The 17,089-nt window shown below is 41.3% G+C and carries 17 protein-coding genes; 12 read left to right on the forward strand and 5 right to left on the reverse strand.

Going from position 1 to position 17,089, the window contains the following annotated elements; all coding sequences use genetic code 11:
• Positions 1-296: 296 nt before the first annotated feature.
• Positions 297-929, reverse strand: a complete 633-nt coding sequence (gene aat / locus DRW42_RS11930; protein ID WP_113949052.1) for a leucyl/phenylalanyl-tRNA--protein transferase — start codon at positions 927-929, stop codon at positions 297-299.
• Positions 930-1,003: 74 nt separating this feature from the next.
• Between aat and DRW42_RS11935 the strand changes: the two genes are divergently transcribed.
• Together DRW42_RS11935 and DRW42_RS11940 are read left to right on the forward strand one after the other, a co-directional pair.
• Positions 1,004-2,446, forward strand: a complete 1,443-nt coding sequence (locus DRW42_RS11935; protein WP_113949053.1) for a DUF1800 domain-containing protein — start codon at positions 1,004-1,006, stop codon at positions 2,444-2,446.
• A 143-nt stretch (positions 2,447-2,589) separates the two neighbouring features.
• Positions 2,590-3,789 carry a DUF1501 domain-containing protein gene (locus DRW42_RS11940; RefSeq protein ID WP_113949054.1) on the forward strand — a complete coding sequence of 400 codons (1,200 nt, stop codon included), beginning with the start codon at positions 2,590-2,592 and terminating at the stop codon, positions 3,787-3,789.
• Between the two features lie 60 nt (positions 3,790-3,849).
• Here DRW42_RS11940 and DRW42_RS11945 read toward each other — a convergent pair whose 3' ends face one another.
• Complete coding sequence (locus DRW42_RS11945; protein ID WP_113949055.1) at positions 3,850-4,203, reverse strand: hypothetical protein; 354 nt, start codon at positions 4,201-4,203, stop codon at positions 3,850-3,852.
• Positions 4,204-4,311: 108 nt separating this feature from the next.
• Between DRW42_RS11945 and DRW42_RS11950 the strand changes: the two genes are divergently transcribed.
• Complete coding sequence (locus tag DRW42_RS11950; RefSeq protein WP_113949056.1) at positions 4,312-4,680, forward strand: YccF domain-containing protein; 369 nt, start codon at positions 4,312-4,314, stop codon at positions 4,678-4,680.
• Between the two features lie 282 nt (positions 4,681-4,962).
• On the opposite strand, the gene DRW42_RS11955 is transcribed toward DRW42_RS11950, so the two are convergent.
• The 3 genes from DRW42_RS11955 to DRW42_RS11960 are packed head-to-tail and all read right to left on the reverse strand — an operon-like array spanning position 4,963 to position 9,288.
• Positions 4,963-6,279, reverse strand: a complete 1,317-nt coding sequence (locus tag DRW42_RS11955) for an amidohydrolase family protein (protein WP_113949057.1) — start codon at positions 6,277-6,279, stop codon at positions 4,963-4,965.
• Positions 6,269-6,394 (reverse strand): hypothetical protein, encoded by a 126-nt coding sequence (locus tag DRW42_RS29380; RefSeq protein WP_279634124.1) that lies wholly within the window; start codon positions 6,392-6,394, stop codon positions 6,269-6,271. The genes DRW42_RS11955 and DRW42_RS29380 overlap by 11 nt, the downstream gene beginning before the upstream one ends.
• Before the next feature lie 41 nt (positions 6,395-6,435).
• Positions 6,436-9,288 (reverse strand): amidohydrolase family protein, encoded by a 2,853-nt coding sequence (locus DRW42_RS11960; RefSeq protein ID WP_244215253.1) that lies wholly within the window; start codon positions 9,286-9,288, stop codon positions 6,436-6,438.
• Between the two features lie 112 nt (positions 9,289-9,400).
• Between DRW42_RS11960 and DRW42_RS11965 the strand changes: the two genes are divergently transcribed.
• The 9 genes from DRW42_RS11965 to DRW42_RS29245 all read left to right on the forward strand — a co-directional run bounded on the left by DRW42_RS11965 (position 9,401) and on the right by DRW42_RS29245 (position 17,025).
• Positions 9,401-9,844: a cytochrome B gene (locus tag DRW42_RS11965; RefSeq protein WP_113949058.1), complete on the forward strand. Its 444-nt coding sequence runs from the start codon at positions 9,401-9,403 to the stop codon at positions 9,842-9,844.
• A 1,196-nt stretch (positions 9,845-11,040) separates the two neighbouring features.
• Positions 11,041-12,438: an anthranilate synthase component I family protein gene (locus tag DRW42_RS11970; protein ID WP_113949059.1), complete on the forward strand. Its 1,398-nt coding sequence runs from the start codon at positions 11,041-11,043 to the stop codon at positions 12,436-12,438.
• Positions 12,439-12,489: 51 nt separating this feature from the next.
• Positions 12,490-13,074 carry an anthranilate synthase component II gene (locus DRW42_RS11975; RefSeq protein ID WP_113949060.1) on the forward strand — a complete coding sequence of 195 codons (585 nt, stop codon included), beginning with the start codon at positions 12,490-12,492 and terminating at the stop codon, positions 13,072-13,074.
• 101 nt (positions 13,075-13,175) lie between these two features.
• Complete coding sequence (trpC, locus tag DRW42_RS11980) at positions 13,176-13,958, forward strand: indole-3-glycerol phosphate synthase TrpC (protein WP_113949061.1); 783 nt, start codon at positions 13,176-13,178, stop codon at positions 13,956-13,958.
• An 81-nt stretch (positions 13,959-14,039) separates the two neighbouring features.
• Positions 14,040-15,230 (forward strand): GTPase HflX, encoded by a 1,191-nt coding sequence (hflX, locus tag DRW42_RS11985; protein WP_113949062.1) that lies wholly within the window; start codon positions 14,040-14,042, stop codon positions 15,228-15,230.
• Between the two features lie 90 nt (positions 15,231-15,320).
• On the forward strand, positions 15,321-15,698 hold the full coding sequence (rbfA, locus tag DRW42_RS11990) for a 30S ribosome-binding factor RbfA (protein WP_025143353.1): 378 nt from the start codon (positions 15,321-15,323) through the stop codon (positions 15,696-15,698).
• 6 nt (positions 15,699-15,704) lie between these two features.
• Positions 15,705-16,334, forward strand: a complete 630-nt coding sequence (trhA, locus tag DRW42_RS11995; RefSeq protein WP_113949063.1) for a PAQR family membrane homeostasis protein TrhA — start codon at positions 15,705-15,707, stop codon at positions 16,332-16,334.
• A 5-nt stretch (positions 16,335-16,339) separates the two neighbouring features.
• A complete protein-coding gene (locus DRW42_RS29240; RefSeq protein ID WP_244215254.1) occupies positions 16,340-16,738 on the forward strand; it encodes a hypothetical protein in 399 nt (132 codons plus the stop codon).
• A 32-nt stretch (positions 16,739-16,770) separates the two neighbouring features.
• On the forward strand, positions 16,771-17,025 hold the full coding sequence (locus DRW42_RS29245) for a hypothetical protein (RefSeq protein WP_244215255.1): 255 nt from the start codon (positions 16,771-16,773) through the stop codon (positions 17,023-17,025).
• The last annotated feature ends 64 nt before the right edge of the window (positions 17,026-17,089 follow it).

Here is a 17,089-nt window from a genome sequence, read left to right on the forward strand (position 1 = left end):
TTTGAAAATGAACATGCAGTAATACTTCTGAAACAGCAGCCCCGTTATCCGCTACTTCCGATGAAAAATCGGAACCGCTACTACCGGGTTTATTGAACACAGGTTAGTAAGAAAACCATCCAAAATTAATTCCTTATGGCGTTAGCCGGTAATAGCAAGACAGGCCTAGCCCCTTAGCACCGATTGAAGTGAGCATCCCGATTTTGCATCGGGATAAAACGTAAAGCGGGAAGAAACCTGAATAGTTGTATCAGGTTGCGCTTCAAATAAAATAACAAACAAAACGCGTGTTTACATTATTGGGCCTCTAACATTTCCATGTACAACCCCCGACTGATCATCTCTGCACCCAAACTCATTAAATGATTGTTTGGCAACTGGCAATCGATTAAATCAATGTTCATTTTACTTAAAAAGATAAGCGCGGCTTTCGATGCGTTACTTACATGGCTGAACATACTTTCGCCACAAAACACGCGGTTAACCTTTAGTCCGTACAAACCACCAACCAATTTGTCTTCCAGCCAAACTTCTACACTATGCGCATACCCCTGCTGGTGAAGGTTGATATACGCCTGCTGCATTTCGTTGGTAATCCAGGTTCCGTCCTGCCCTTTTCTTTCAGTGGTGGCACAATTCCTGATCACCTGGGCAAAAGCCTGGTTAAAAGTAATTTTAAAAACCTGTTGTTTTAAAATCTTCTGCATGCTTTTACTAATCTTGATTTTACCGGGATAAATCACACAGCGCTCATGCGGCGAGTACCATAAAATAGGTTCTCCTTCGCTAAACCATGGAAAAATACCATTTGAATAAGCAATCAGCAACCTTTCCATGCTCAAATCTCCGCCAATGGCCAGTAAGCCATCTTCTTCTGCCAAAGCTGGATCAGGAAAACCGGGGTGATCATCTGAGAGTTGAAAAAACATAGGCGAAAATAAGAAAGAAAACAAAGATTAAACCCTTGCGTTTTAAATAAGTCATACTGTTAAAATCGTCCACCATGAATGCAAAAGATAATTTCTTAAAAGTTAAACATCTTTACAACCGGGCCGGCTTCGGTATTTCGTATGCCGAATTAGAGAAATTGAGCAGGAAAAACCTCAGTAAAGTAGTTGATAATCTGCTTAAAGACTCTCAAAAAGACGACCCGATTAAATTGGTAAACGATTTCGAATCAAAAAGACAGCTTCTGGTGCAGGCCGGTTTATATGCAAAAAAGGATCTTACGGATGAAGAGAAGAAAATGCGCCAGCAGATTGTTCGCGAGCAGAACGAAGTAAGCCGCGACCTCAACATTGCATTCATTAACCAGATGATTAATACCGATGCACCACTCAGAGAGAAAATGACGCTTTTTTGGCATGGACATTTTGCCTGCCGCAGCAACAACCCTTTTTTTGCACAACAGTTAAACAACATTCAACGCACCAATGCCCTGGGCAGCTTTAAAACTTTACTGGTTGAAGTTTCTAAATCGCCGGCCATGTTGCAATACCTCAATAATCAACAGAACAGAAAAGGCAAACCGAATGAGAATTTCGCCCGCGAACTCATGGAACTTTTCACGCTGGGCAGGGGGAATTATACCGAACAGGACATTAAAGAATCGGCCCGTTCGTTTACCGGCTGGATGTACGACAAAGATGGCTCCTTTATTTTCAGGCAGAACCTTCACGATACTGGTACCAAAACTTTTTTCGGTAAAATCGGAAATTTTGAAGGCGAAAACATCATCGATATTATTCTCGAAAAAGCAGAAACTTCGCAGTTTATCGCCCGGAAAATTTATAAGTTCTTTGTAAACGATAATCCAAATGAGGATCATGTTAAAGAACTGGCCACACATTTTTACAACTCGAAATACGACATCGCGTCGATGATGAAAAAAATGTTCACATCTGATTGGTTTTACAGCCCTGAAAATGTAGGCACGAAAATTAAATCACCGGCTGAATTTTTAGTAGGTTTAAGCCGCGAGTTTTATGTTACCTACAACAAACCGCAGGTTTTAATTCAGTTACAGAGCAGTTTAGGACAGTATTTATTTAATCCGCCAAATGTTGCGGGCTGGCCTGGCGGACAAAGCTGGATTGACAGTTCGTCGTTAATGCTCCGTATGCGCATTCCATCGCTGGTGTTAAATGACGGGGAAATTGATTTTAGTGGCAAGGCCGATCCGGAAGATGAAGCTGTAATTGCATTAAGCAGGGTAGCAACCACCAATGCCAACGCGAATAATAAACCCAAATCGTATGTTAATGCAAACGCCGACTGGCCTAAATTTTTAGGTACTTTACCAAAAGGATTAACGCCATTGGCACTGACTGAATTTTTACTACAACCGAAGTTAAATGATAAAATTACAACGATGGTTAGCGACAATAAAGGATTACGAAGTACTGCGGTGGAGATTACGAGCATGCCGGAGTATCAGCTGTGCTAGGATTGATCAGTGATAAGTTTGGAGTTGGGTGTTTAGAGCTGGGAGTAAGCCCTGCTAAGTACAGTTAACCAGTTTATACAGTTAACCGATTAACCAATAATATAGTTTTCAGTTCCTAAATGAACCATTAACTAAGTAACAAAATGAACAGAAGAAATTTTTTAAGAAATACAGGATTTGTTGCGGCAGGTTCCTTATTTGTTCCGGCTTTTATGAAACCGCTGGAGGCCATGGCCCTTGATGAATTGAGTTTATATAAAAACCTGGTTGTGGTGCAGCTTTCGGGCGGAAACGATGGGTTAAACACAGTTATTCCTTTCGGAAATGATATTTATTACCAAAAAAGGAAAAGCATTGCCATCAAACCCGACGAAGTAATTAAACTGAACGATATGCAGGGCCTAAATCCGAACATGGCCGCGCTGCAGGAGATACACGATCAGGGCTGGATGACGATCATTAACGATGTGGGGTATCCAAATCCCGACCGTTCACACTTCCGTTCAATGGACATCTGGCAAACTGGTAGCGATAGCAACCAATTTCTTTCTACAGGCTGGATTGGCCGCTATTTAGATAGCAACTGCCAAACCTGCAAATTTCCTTATACCGCAATTGAGGTAGACGATTCGCTTTCACTGGCCATGAAAGGACAGACCAAAAAGGGCATTGCCTTAAAAGATCCCGCTGCTTTGTTCCGCAATACCAACGATCCGTTTTTTAAAGCCATGTTGCAGAATGATAAAGAACATTTAGATGAAGATAATTTAGGTTACCTGTATAAAACCATGATCGAAACTTCTTCTTCGGCCAATTATATCCAGAATACCTCCAAAATTTATCAGTCTAAATCAACTTACCCTAACTCGGGTTTTGCTAACCAGCTGAAAACCGTTTCTAAATTTATTTCTTCGGGATTAAAAACAAGGGTTTATTATGTGTCGTTAAGTGGTTTCGATACCCATGTGAACCAGATTGGTCAGCAGGGGAATTTGCTTAAACAATATAGCGAAGGGATGGCCGCTTTCTTAAAAGATTTAAAAACAAATAACAAATTAGACGATACCCTGGTAATTACTTTCTCCGAATTTGGCCGCAGGGTTGAACAAAATGCGAGTAACGGAACCGATCATGGAACGGCAAATAATATGTTCGTTTTTGGCGGAAAACTTAAAAAACAGGGCATCTTTAATGCCGCACCAAATCTAGGTGACCTGGATACCGGAGATTTAAAATACCAGTTAGATTTCAGACAGGTTTATGGTACCATTTTGGATAAATGGCTGGATGTAAACAATGCTGATATCCTGAACAAGAAATTTAATACACTCGATTTTATATAGATACTTCCAAAGAAGTCAAGTTTAATAGCCACCGCGCTATTAAAACTTGACTTCTTTTTACTACTTCCTCTTCAGCACATAAACAGGTCGGTTAGAATCCGTACCGGTTTGCTCTGTGTAAACACTGAATAATTCATATCCATAGCCTTTCATCTTATTCACACAATCTAATGCTGAATTAAATTCGAGCTTTTTGTCATTATCGTCCCTGATATACGTTTCGCTATAATCGCCCACTTTTTGCCCGTATTCGAAGGCAATCCATTGTTTATCGGCTAAAAAACTTTTTACTGCCCGGATCTGGATATAATCTACATGGATATCGGTCAACTTCACCCCGTTAACATTTTGGGCCCTGGCACTAAACAGCCCAAGGCATACGGCGAGTGCCGTTGCAAGAATTAATTTTTTCATCTTGTGTTTCTTTTGTGTGTAATTCTAAATTACGGAGAAATACATGAGGATGTACAAATTAACTGTAACAAAAAAAACATTATTAAATCTTAACCTTAAAAAAACAACATGAACTTTTTAGGCAATATCATCTGGATTATTTTTGGCGGGATCTTTATTTTTTTTGAATACATAATCGGAGGCCTGATCCTTTGCCTAACCATTGTAGGTATTCCTTTTGGTATCCAGTGCTTTAAATTTGCCATTGTTGGTCTTGCTCCTTTTGGCGTTAAAATAACCGATACCTCATCGAACACAGGTTGCCTTTCTACCATTATGAACCTGATCTGGATTTTCTGTGGTGGTTTCTGGATCGCCCTAACCCACTTGTTCTTTGGGATCCTGCTCTGTATTACCATTATCGGTATCCCGTTCGGCCGCCAGCATTTTAAGCTGATGAATTTAGCTTTTACGCCTTTTGGAAAATCGATAAGTTAAGGGATCAGGCTCGATAACAAGGCCAATAAAAGTGTCGTCATCTCGACCGGAACGCGACCTGTACCGATTCTTCATCGGTAGTGGAGCGGAGAGATCTATCTCGAGATAAATTTCTCTATCAACAAAAAAAACGGCCGATAAACTAATATCGACCGTTATAATTTAAGCTTAACAGTTAACCATATACACAGTTTTTAGTTAGCATTTGGCAGTTTGCAATGCAGCAATCGAACAATTAAGCAATTGAACGGTTAGCTAATTCACAGTTAACCATTAAAGAAGTTATTTCTTCTCAGCACTATACTTATCACTAAACTTTTTATCAAGCTGTTTATGCAGGTTATCCAGGTTAATATCCCTGCCCTGAATAAAGGCTTGTTCTACCTTGTTGGTACGCATATCCAAAGCATCGCCGGCAGAAATAAAGAAAGTAGCATCTTTGCCCGTTTCGATACTACCCGTGGTTTTATCAACGCCCATAGCTTTTGCCGCATTTAAGGTAATGGTTGATAGTGCTTTTTCTTTATCTAAACCCCAGGCCGTAACCGTACCCGCCATAAAAGGCAGGTTGCGCTGCTGCCAGTAACCATCAATGCTTAACACCACATTTAAACCTGCATTGGCCAATACGGCTGCATTTTTATAGGGCATGTTTACATCATCATCATTGTTATTCGGTAAAGCATGGGGCTGTTTCACCACCAAGGTGATATTGTTATCTTTAAGGAAATCGATTACCAGGTAAGCTTCATCTGCACCTGTAATTACCGGTGTAATGCCGAATTTCTTAGCGAAATTAACGGCTGCAACAATATCCTTCTGACTATCGGCGGCAATAAATAGTTTTTCATTACCCGCAAATACTTTTTTCATTGCTTCGAAACGGGTATTGATTACTTCTGGTTTGCTGATTTCTGAATAAGCTTTAGCCTCAGCAAAGAACGAAGTTAACTGCGCAATGGCAGCCTGTGTTCTTTCGGCCAAAGCCTCAGGCGATTGCTGCGGACGGCCGAAACCACCAAAGCCACCCCTGAAACGCGGGGTAACCGGCCAGGTAACATGCATGGCATCGTCGGTTTTAATTGCGGCATCTTCCCAGTTCCAGGCATCAAGCTGAACTACTGATGAACTGCCCGAAACCGTTCCACCCTGTGGTGTTGGCTGTGCCATTAAAACTCCATTACTTCGTAAAGTAGCCGGAACTTTCGAATCGGTATTGTAGGCTACAATAGAGCGGATGTGCGAATTAAAATCGCCTATTTCCTGAAAATCCAATGTAGCTTTTACGGCTTCAATCTCTGTTAAACCCAGATTGGTGGTTGCGGCAATAAAGCCAGGGTAAATGTGTTTGCCCGTGGCTACAATACGCATTACATCATCCTGAGGTACCTGCCCGTTGGCCATAACTGAAATAATTTTGCCATTGCCGAAAAGAATGGTTCCGTTTTCGATCACTGTTCCATTACCCACATGTATAGTTGCACCGGTAATGGCGATCGTTTTGCTCTGTTTTTTAGCTGGCGAAATGTTTGCCTGTGCAAAACACATCAGGCTCGATGCCGATAAAGCCAGGCTTAATATATATCTTTTAGTGTGCATGTTCTTTCTCGTTTAATTCTGCTGAATAGTTTTCTAAAGTTTCGCAATTGTATAAACGTGGGGCATCACCCATTGGGCGTTGCGTGCGGCCACCTTTGCTTTTGCTCTCTAGCATTTTTTGGATCAAACGGGCTTTCTCTACCTGTTGTGCCTTGATTACCTGTGCATCTTATCGATATCCCAATAAGCTATACCATCAACAAAGGTTTTTTCGGCCCTCGCATAAATAGAAAGCGGATTGGCTGTCCAGATAACCACATCGGCATCCTTACCTGCCTTTAAACTGCCCACTTTATCATCAATGTGCAACATCCTGGCCGGATTAAGCGTTACAAACTTCAAAGCGTCTTCTTCCGGAACATTACCGTATAAAACTGATTTTCCGGCTTCCTGGTTTAGGTGACGGGCCATTTCGGCATCATCAGAGTTGAAAGCGGTGGTAATACCCACATTATGCATAATTTTCCCGTTGTAAGGAATTGCCTCAGCAACCTCGTTTTTATAAGCCCACCAATCAGAGAAAGTCGAACCTGCAATACCATGTGCTTTCATTTTATCGGCTACTTTATAACCTTCTAAAATGTGGGTAAAAGTGTTGATTTTGAAGCCCAAACTATCGGCCACATGGATCAGCATATTAATTTCGCTTTGTACATAAGAGTGGCAGGTAATGAAACGTTTGTTATTCAAAATTTCTACAATGGCATCCAGTTCAAGGTCTTTACGTACGCTGTTTCCTTTTACTGATAATGCTTTTTCGTATTCTTTTGCACGGGTAAATTCATCAACAAAAGTTTGTTCAACCCCCATACGTGTAACCGGGAAACGTGCGCCTGTACCGAAGTTACTCTGTTTAACATTTTCGCCCAATGCGAATTTGATGAAACCATCGGCACCAACAAATTTCAACTCTTCGGGCGATTTACCCCAACGTAATTTGATCAGTTGCGACTGACCCCCAATCGGGTTGGCCGAGCCGTGTAAAATATGCGAAGTGGTAACCCCACCGGCCAGCTGACGGTAAATATTTACATCTTCAGAATTGATGATATCGGCTACACGTACCTCGGCCGAAACCGATTGTGCGCCTTCGTTAATACCACCTGCACCTGCAATGTGCGAGTGCTCATCAATAATACCGGCGGTAATGTGTTTGCCTGTAGCATCGATTACTTTTGCACCGCTTGCTGAAAGATTTTTACCAACAGCTTTGATCTTTCCGTTTTCTAAAAGTACATCGGCATTTTGAAGGATACCGTCTTTCTCGTTTGTCCAAACCGTACCATTTTTAATCAGTACGGTTTCCTGTTTAGGCAATTCGGTGCTGCCGAAAGCAGAGAAAGGATAAATTACCGGACCAAGCGCCAAAGTAGCTTTAGGCTCGTCTTTTTTAGGTGTTTCTTTTGCTGCTTCTTTGTAAGTTGCGGTAAATTTTCCGGTGCTACCATCAGCCAAAGCTGATTCGCCTTTTATGGTTACCGGATTTGCCGAAGTGATGTAACCGCTTAAACGGATATCGCCCTTAGGGTTTTTCTTTAAATTAAAATTAATGCTGATCCAATCGCCGTTACGGGTAAAAGTGGCAGTGGTTTTTACGCTATCAGTACCAACTCTTTCAATTGCAGCGGTAGAGCCACCACCTGTACCCGTAATTTTTAAGGTGAGGGCGCCAACGCCGTCAACATTTAAATTATAAGTACCGCGTACATCGCTCACATCCATTTTGTTTACCACAAAACGTTTACCCTGTACCCAGTTTTCGAAAATGATGTTTCCGTTTTTGAACAGGTTATCAGAAGAGATCAAAAAGTTAGCAACTTTCCCTTTCTCCAGCGAGCCTACCTTATCGCTGATGCCCAAAAGAGAAGCAGGAATTTCGGTAACCGATTGTAAAGCCTGTTTTTCAGTCAGGCCATTTTCAATAGCTGTGCGGAGGTTTGTCCAGAAATCGCGGCTGTTCTCTAATCCGAAAGCTGTTAAGGCAAATTTAATTCCTGCTTTTTCCAGACTGGCCGGATTGGTTGGTGCCAGTTCCCAGCCTTTCATCTGCGATAAACTTACATTCCTGGCTTCAGCAGGATCTTCTACATCATAAGCTTTAGGGAAAGTTAAAGGAATAATCAAACTTGCGCCTGTTGCCTTAACTTCGTTAATACGCTGGTACTCATCACCTGTTGATTTGATGATGTATTTCTTACCGAATTCTTTACCGATTTTATCAGCACGGAGGATGTTCTGCCATCCGTCTACCTCAAAAATTTGTGGTATAGTTTGTTGTTTACCAAATTCATCAAGCGAGATATTATACTCGTCTTTTTGTTTGCCGTACCATTGCGCATCATAATAAGTTTGGCGCAATAACGCAATTGAACCCATTAACGAAGTAGGGTAATCGTTTGATGAAGTTCCCTTGTTAAACGAATAATTTGCTGCCGTTTGGTCTTTTAAGATCACACTGTTATCGGCACCTTCGTTTAGGGTTACCGCGGCAGAAACACCACGGGCAATACCATCGCGACTGATCACGTTTACACTTCCGAAACCTACCTTGCGCAGTTCATCTGCTTTTTTGCTGTCGGTTGAGAAGATGTTTTTCACATAGGTTTCCGGTCTGATCGATTCGTTCCATCCGTAAGCACCTTTTTTGGTTGATACGAAAATAGACTGGCGCTGACCGCCAAAACCACGTTGCTGTGCCGGTCCTTCGGTAAGGCCATAACTCGTAAAGGCATCAATTAACGAGGGATAAATAAATTTTCCTTTAAGGTCTATCACTACGTAACCTTTAGGTACGGCTAAACCGGCACCAACGCCCTGTATGGATTGTCCTTTAATTAAAAGTGTTGCATTGGTGAGGGTTTGATTGGCATTAACTACTATTGTTGCATTGGTGAAGGCAAACATTCCTGGCCGGGTATCAAAAGAGCCATTAACCGGAAAGGTGGTTTGCTGTGCAAACAGAAATGTAGTAGAAATTACCAGCCCAATGGCGAGTAAAATTTTCTTCATAATAAGTTTAGGGTTTAATTTGTTTAAAACTAATATAAATTAGCCTTCATTTGGCTGAATATCCTATTTTTTACAATTAATGTCTATTTTTGGCTAAACATATTTGATAAAAATGTACAACATCTTAAAATCTGCGCACTCCGGATGGCGCTACATCGTATTAATTTTACTGGTTATTGCTGTAATCAATGCTTTATCGGGCTGGTTAGGTAACAAAACATACACAGAAGGTAACCGCAAATTGAATGTATTCACGCTCATCAGCGCACATATTCAGTTGCTGATCGGCTTGGTACTGTATTTCTTAAGCCCGTTAACAAAATTGCCGATGAGCGATGCCATTGGCCGTTACTTTAAGGCCGAGCATACTTCGATCATGATTATTGCCATCATTCTGATCACGGTAGGTAATGCTAAATCGAAAAAAGTAACTGAGGCCGTTGCGAAACACCGCACCATTGCAGTTTTCTTCGGATTGGCATTGATCCTGATTATTGTTGGTATACTTTTATTGGTTAAAGCTGTTCCGGGAAGATCTTTCTTTGGGATTTCTTAACAGGCAATTCTGCAATTAAATATATAATCCTGCTTTAACAGAGCAGGATTTTTTGTTTTTAGTACGCTCGTTTTTTACCGCAAAGTACACGGAGGAAGGCGCAGAGGCCGCTGAGCCGTCATTGATAGAAAACCCACATGTCGTCATTTCGAGCAAAGTACAACGAAGTCGAGAACCACGTAAGTGCTCAGCGCAGCTAAATCTAACTAGAGGTAGATCTCTTACTGTTCTTAGCGTCTCGCCAAGACCCTTTTTGTAAATTCTGTTTTGCCACGGAGGCACTGAAAACACAGAAGAGTTTAGGATCTAGATTTAGCTTTTCTGGGCTTGGCTCTCAACCGTATGGCACCTCGCTACCATTCACGTCATTTATAATAACCTATCAATCAGTTTTTATTTTCTTATTGATTTCCGCTCAGCTAGGCCTTAGCACCATATCTCCGTTCAAGTAAATTCCGGCCTAACAAATTTTTCGAGCTGCACTGTTCTGGCCATCTTACTAGCTTCAAAAGAAAAATTTTCAGCCGGTGTTTTTTGTTTCTTTTTGACACCAAAAAGAAAGAGCCCTTCGGCGGCGGCGAGCCGAGGCAAGACAGTATACGTTTTTATAAAATAAATTATCCCTCAGGATAACAAACGCTCTTACTGGTCTAAGCGTCTCTCTAAGATCCTTTTCCTAAATTTTGTTCTTGCCACGGAGGCACCGAAAACAAGGAAGAGTTTGGGATATAGATTTAGTGTTGCTCCTATATTTCCTTATATAGCCGAAAACTAACCTTTGCCTACTCTGCGCCTCACTTAGCGACCTTTGCGGTTAACAATTACGTCACTTAAAACTATCATTCTCTCAAAATAATTAACCGTTCGCTCAATTATTTTCATAAATATTTCGCTTTTTCAAAATTCTTTATATTTTTGTGGCTCATGATCAACAATATACATACATGGCTTTGGCAAAGTAATTCGAAAACGGATTGCGCTGGCTGCGTATGAAAAAAATATAGTTTATCAACCTAAACCTTATTAAAGAACCATTAAAGCCCGGCGTAGAACCACACGCCGGGCTTTTTATTGTTAAAAAAATAATTTAATTAGTCATTGCGAGGCACGAAGCAATCCTACAACGATAGTAGGTCTTTCAACCCACTGCATTAAGATTGCTTCGTACCTCGCAATGACGACAACATAGTATAACGATGTATAAAATAAATACGACTTACAAAAAAATGCTTGCCGATACCACAACCCCAGTGAGCATTTATTTACGTTTACGGGATGTATACCCGAACAGCATCTTACTCGAAAGTTCTGATTACCACAGCAGGGAAAACTCAATGAGTTTCGTTTGTGCCGATCCTGTTGCCGGAATTATCTTAAAGGGATCGCGTTTGGAAACCTATTTCCCGGATGGAACCGTAGAGATTACCGAAAGTAAAAACCTGATTGATGAAATAGCTGATTTTAAGGATAAATTCAAAGAAACGGAATTGCCCGAAATCAAGTTTATTTCAAGCGGATTGTTCGGTTATTTTACCTGGAACGCCGTACAACATTTTGAAGATATTAAATTTACTTCCGAAACACCCGAAGGTGAAGAAATTCCGGAGATGCAGTACCATTTGTACCGCTACATCATCGCCATCGATCACTTTAAAAACGAAATTACCCTTTTCAAAAATACTTTCGAAGGCGAAGAAGAAGGCGGACTGGAAAAAATGGAATACCTGATTCAGAATAAAAATTATCCTGAATATAAATTCCAGACAAGAGGGCAGGAATCATCCAATTTAACCGATCAGGGTTTTATGGATCTGGTAGAGAAATTACAGAAGCACATTTACCGTGGCGATGTTTTCCAGATCGTGCCTTCAAGGGCATTTAAGCAGGCTTTCTCTGGTGATGAATTTAATGTATACCGTTGTTTACGTTCTATTAATCCTTCACCTTACCTGTTTTATTTCGATTACGGAAACTTCAAATTGTTTGGTTCATCGCCGGAGGCACAGATTACCATCAAAAATAATGCAGCAAACATTTTCCCTATCGCCGGAACGTTTAAGCGCAGTGGAAACGATATCGAAGATGCCGAACAGGCCCGTAAACTCGAGCAGGATCCTAAAGAAAGTGCAGAACATGTAATGCTTGTCGACCTGGCCAGGAACGATTTAAGCAGGCACTGTAACCGTGTTGAGGTAAAATCATTTAAAGAAGTACAGTATTATTCGCACCTCATCCACCTGGTAAGCAAAGTAAGCGGACATCTGCAGGAAAATGTAAGCGCTTTTAAAGTAGTGGCAGATACCTACCCGGCAGGTACTTTAAGTGGCGCACCAAAATATAAAGCCATGCAGCTAATTGATGAAAACGAAAAGTTAGGCCGGAATTTTTATGCTGGTGCCATTGGTTTTATGGGTTTTAACGAAGATTTTAACCACGCCATTATGATCAGGACCTTTATGAGCAAGAACAACGAACTGCATTATCGTGCAGGGGCCGGTATTGTTGCCGATTCGGTACCCGAAACCGAAATGCAGGAGGTGAACAATAAAATTGCCGCACTGCGTAAAGCGGTAGAGATGGCAGAGGGAATTTAGAATGATGTAAAATGGATAATGTGAGATGGATGATGTAAATAAAGATATACAATGGAAGATATAAATAAAAAAACTGTTTTAGTAATCGATAACTACGATAGTTTTACCTACAATTTGGTGCATTTAATTAACGAAGTTGGTTATGAGGCCGAAGTTTGGAGAAACGATAAGTTCGAGCTGGCAGATGTAGATAAATACGATAAAATTTTGCTTTCTCCGGGCCCAGGTATTCCGGAAGAAGCAGGCTTGTTATTGGATGTAATCAGAACTTACGCGCCAACCAAGAGTATTTTTGGCGTTTGTTTAGGTCAGCAGGCCATTGCCGAAGTTTTTGGCGGTACGTTACTAAACCTGGGCAGGCCAATGCACGGAATTGCTACGCCGGTAACGGTTGTAGATGGTGATGAACCATTGTTCTGGGAATGTCCGCAAACCATAAACGTTGGTCGTTACCACAGCTGGGTGGTGAGTAATGAGAACTTTCCATCGTGTTTAAAAATCACGGCAAGAGATCACAAAAGTGAGATTATGGCGTTAAGGCACGAAACACTGGATGTACGTGGTGTGCAGTTCCACCCCGAAAGTGTGCTTACCGAATATGGTAAACAGATGATGGAGAATTGGTTGACAGCATAAGAATTGTCCTGCCAGTTGTCATCCTGAACTTGATTCAGGATCTTACTGGAGCTATTTAAATTTTAGATGCTGAAACAAGTTCAGCATGACTTATTGATAGAATGAATATTTTAGATAAAATCGTATTACGTAAAAAAGAAGAAATTGCAGCGGCAAAAGCTTTGGTTTCTGTACAGGATTTAGAAAATTCGGTGCATTTTAAAAGAACACCTTATGTTTTTAAAGAATTCTTACTGGCCGATAACCGTACCGGTATTATTGCCGAGTTTAAACGCCGATCGCCTTCAAAAGGTTTAATTAACGGCATTGCCGATGTTGCTGAAGTTACACAGGCCTACAATGCAGCAGGTGCATCTGCACTTTCGGTATTAACCGATGTAGATTTCTTTGGCGGTAAAACCGACGACATTTTGGCGGCAAGGGCTGCAAACAACATCCCGATCCTGAGAAAAGATTTTATGATCGACGAGTACCAGATCCTGGAAGCCAAAGCCTGGGGCGCTGATATTATTCTGTTGATTGCATCGATATTAACCCCGCAGCAAATCAACGATTTTGGGAGATTTGCAAAAGATTTAGGTTTAAATGTACTTTTAGAAGTGCATAACCTCGAAGAACTGGAGCGAAGCATCTGCCCAAACCTCGATGCCATTGGGGTAAACAACAGAAACCTGGCCGATTTTACGGTTGATATCCAAACCTCCTTCGATCTGGTGAATAAAATCCCTGATGAGTTTTTAAAAATCTCGGAAAGTGCAATTAGTAATCCGCAGACCATTAAGGAACTAAAAGCAGCTGGCTTTAACGGATTTTTGATCGGCGAAAATTTTATGAAGACCGATAATCCGGGAGCCTCTATTAAGGAATTTGTAGCGCAGATTTAGCTTATTCTAAACCTTATAGGTCTCAAAGACCTATAAGGTTTGAAAGGTCGTTCGCAAATTTCGTATCTTTGTAGCAATTACATGGGAAAACAAAAATTTTATGATACTGCCGTTGTGCAGGAGCGGGCAATTTTAGTTGGCGTGGTTACACATGGCGAAAAAGAAGCCCAAACAAAAGAATATTTAGATGAGCTGGCCTTTTTGGTTGATACAGCTGGCGGGAAGGTGGAAAAGGTTTTTACACAGAAAATGTTAAAGCCTGAGCGTGCCACGTTTGTAGGTACAGGTAAGCTCGAAGAAATCAAAGCTTATGTAAAATCAGAAGAAATTGATGTGGTGGTTTTTGATGATGAATTATCACCATCGCAACTGCGCAATATCGACCGTGAGCTTGGTGTAAAAGTTTTGGACAGAAGTAACCTCATCCTCGATATTTTTGCCAACAGGGCGCAAACGGCACAGGCAAAAACACAGGTAGAACTTGCGCAATTACAATATGTTTTACCCCGCTTAACGGGTATGTGGACGCACCTTGAACGCCAAAAGGGTGGTATCGGGATGCGTGGACCGGGTGAAACCCAGATCGAGAGTGACAGGCGTATTATTTTAAATAAAATTTCGCTTTTAAAAGAGCGTTTAAGAAATATCGACCGTCAGAATGAAACGCAGCGTAAAAACCGCGGTCAGCTGATTAGGGTAGCTTTGGTTGGATATACCAACGTGGGTAAATCGACCATTATGAACATGCTTTCCAAATCGGAAGTGTTTGCGGAAAACAAGTTATTTGCAACCCTGGATACAACTGTTCGCAAGGTAGTGATCGAGAACTTACCATTCCTGCTCTCTGATACTGTTGGATTTATCCGCAAACTCCCTCACCACCTGGTAGAATGTTTCAAATCTACGTTAGATGAGGTACGTGAGGCTGATTTATTGATCCACGTGGTAGATGTTTCGCATCCTAACTTCGAAGATCAGATCAACACGGTTAACGAAACGTTGAAAGATTTAGGCGCCATCGATAAAGACATGATTCTGGTTTTTAACAAAATCGACGCTTATGTTTCGCCGGAAGTGGATAATGAAGAGGATGATGGCAAACTTACTTTGGAAGATTTCAAAAAAAGCTGGATGAGCCATGATAAGGTACCTGTACTGTTTATCTCGGCTACACAGAAAGAAAACCTTGAAGAGTTTAAAACGTTATTGTACAATAAGGTAAAAGCCGCGCATGTGGCGAGGTACCCGTATGATAGTAATTTGTTATATTAGATAAAATTCCGTTGTTGCGGTGTTAAAATAAACCTCGCAGGTTTTTAAAACCTACGAGGTTTCATCGTAAAGGCGATAATTATAAACATTATGGAAAGTAAACGTCAGCAGAAATTTGCAGGAGTATTACAAGAGGAGTTGGCACAGGTTTTTCAGCGCGAAGGTGCTGCATTTTTGCCAAATACATTGGTAACCATTACTCGCGTAAGGGTTTCGCCCGATCTGGCCGTAGCCAAGGTTTACCTGAGCTTTTTTAACACCAATAACACCACACTTTCTATCAATACCGTTAATGCACATGCAGGCGAGATCAGGTATAAACTGGGTAGCCGTATCCGCCATCAGGTAAGGGTGGTGCCCGAGCTTACTTTCTTTGTGGATGATACCAATGAGTATGTAGAACGGATGGATCATCTTTTCGATAAGATTGCAAAAGAACCCAGACAGAAAGACGAAGACAGCGAATAATTTTTTGTGAGGAAGCTAAGGGAACCCGTTAATTTCTTCACACATTTTATCCCGGCATTGATTGCAGTTCCGGCAGGATATGTATTGCTTCAGAAGTGCCATACTCCGATCGAATTTACTGCAGCCTGGATTTATAGCATCGGTACTTTTATTCTTTTCGGTGTAAGTGCTATGTATCATGGTTATCCGGCTACCGAATATGGCGTTCGTTTTTGGCAAAAATTTGATCATTGCTGCATTTACCTTATGATTGCAGGTTCGTATACGCCAACAGCCCTATTGGTTTTTGATGGTTGGTTGCGCTGGAGTTTATTTGCCATTGTATGGATTATCGCTATTGTGGGCTGTTTGCTCAAAATATTTAACCGCTTAAAAAGTACGGCCATATCATTGTCTATCTATATATTAATGGGTTGCCTGATTGTGCCTTTATTACAGAAAATGCTGGGAACATTACCCGTTGGTGCAATTTTCTGGCTGTTAACAGGCGGCGTTTTTTACATCGGCGGAACCTATTATTACGCAAAAGATAAACAGCTCTTCAGGTGGATGCACAGCCACGAGTTGTGGCACCTGTTTGTAATCGGTGGCGCTTTATCGCACTATATTTATAACTTCGTTTATATCTTTAAATAGAACAGATGCAGACTTTTGAAGAAGTTATCCTGGCCAATGCTTCATTGATCCAAAAAGTTGTAGATTTTGATGCAAAACAGGATCAGCTTTTGCCACTGGATTTTACCGCAGCGAATACCGAATTAACCAACGAAATTCTGGATGATACCGATCTCTTTTCGGATTGGGTAACCAAAAAACTTTCAGATAGTGATGCCCGTTACGGAATTGGCGGATACAACGAACACCGCACCATCTATTCGCGAAGCGCACACTTTGATGCCGGAGAAGAACCCCGCAGGTTACATTTAGGGGTCGATATCTGGGGACCAGCCGGAACACCCATCTATAATTTTTATGATGCAACCGTACAAAGTTTTGCCTATAACAACAACCTTGGCGATTACGGTGCTACGATTATTTAGCCTACGAAATAGCCGGCTTTAAATTTAATGCCTTGTACGGGCATTTAAGTTTAGCTTCGTTAAATGGACTGGAAGAAGGTAAATTTATCCCTGCAGGAACAAAAATTGCCGAACTGGGTGCAAAAGAAGAAAACGGATCGTGGCCACCACACCTCCACTTTCAGTTAATTAAAGATATGAGCGGCTTAAAAGGCGATTACCCGGGTGTATGCAGGTTTAGTGAAAGGGAAAAATACCTGGCTAATTGCCCCGATCCGGATTTAATTTTAAAGGCGACTTTTTCTTAACCGCAAAGATCCTTCGACTCCGCTCAGGATGACAAGCCGCCTGAGCTTATCCGTGTTTTCTGTG

Origin of the sequence: Pedobacter miscanthi (assembly GCF_003315595.1) — a bacterium.
Taxonomy (GTDB): Bacteria; Bacteroidota; Bacteroidia; order Sphingobacteriales; family Sphingobacteriaceae; genus Pedobacter; species Pedobacter miscanthi.

Bases quoted from the DNA above. Each gene is read 5' to 3' on its own strand.
- aat (WP_113949052.1), bottom strand. From the start codon at position 929: ATGTTTTTTCAACTCTCAGATGATCACCCCGGTTTTCCTGATCCAGCT.
- DRW42_RS11935 (WP_113949053.1), top strand. From the start codon at position 1,004: ATGAATGCAAAAGATAATTTCTTAAAAGTTAAACATCTTTACAACCGG.
- DRW42_RS11940 (WP_113949054.1), top strand. From the start codon at position 2,590: ATGAACAGAAGAAATTTTTTAAGAAATACAGGATTTGTTGCGGCAGGT.
- DRW42_RS11945 (WP_113949055.1), bottom strand. From the start codon at position 4,203: ATGAAAAAATTAATTCTTGCAACGGCACTCGCCGTATGCCTTGGGCTG.
- DRW42_RS11950 (WP_113949056.1), top strand. From the start codon at position 4,312: ATGAACTTTTTAGGCAATATCATCTGGATTATTTTTGGCGGGATCTTT.
- DRW42_RS11955 (WP_113949057.1), bottom strand. From the start codon at position 6,279: ATGCACACTAAAAGATATATATTAAGCCTGGCTTTATCGGCATCGAGC.
- DRW42_RS29380 (WP_279634124.1), bottom strand. From the start codon at position 6,394: ATGCTAGAGAGCAAAAGCAAAGGTGGCCGCACGCAACGCCCAATGGGT.
- DRW42_RS11960 (WP_244215253.1), bottom strand. From the start codon at position 9,288: ATGAAGAAAATTTTACTCGCCATTGGGCTGGTAATTTCTACTACATTT.
- DRW42_RS11965 (WP_113949058.1), top strand. From the start codon at position 9,401: ATGTACAACATCTTAAAATCTGCGCACTCCGGATGGCGCTACATCGTA.
- DRW42_RS11970 (WP_113949059.1), top strand. From the start codon at position 11,041: ATGTATAAAATAAATACGACTTACAAAAAAATGCTTGCCGATACCACA.
- DRW42_RS11975 (WP_113949060.1), top strand. From the start codon at position 12,490: ATGGAAGATATAAATAAAAAAACTGTTTTAGTAATCGATAACTACGAT.
- trpC (WP_113949061.1), top strand. From the start codon at position 13,176: ATGAATATTTTAGATAAAATCGTATTACGTAAAAAAGAAGAAATTGCA.
- hflX (WP_113949062.1), top strand. From the start codon at position 14,040: ATGGGAAAACAAAAATTTTATGATACTGCCGTTGTGCAGGAGCGGGCA.
- rbfA (WP_025143353.1), top strand. From the start codon at position 15,321: ATGGAAAGTAAACGTCAGCAGAAATTTGCAGGAGTATTACAAGAGGAG.
- DRW42_RS29240 (WP_244215254.1), top strand. From the start codon at position 16,340: ATGCAGACTTTTGAAGAAGTTATCCTGGCCAATGCTTCATTGATCCAA.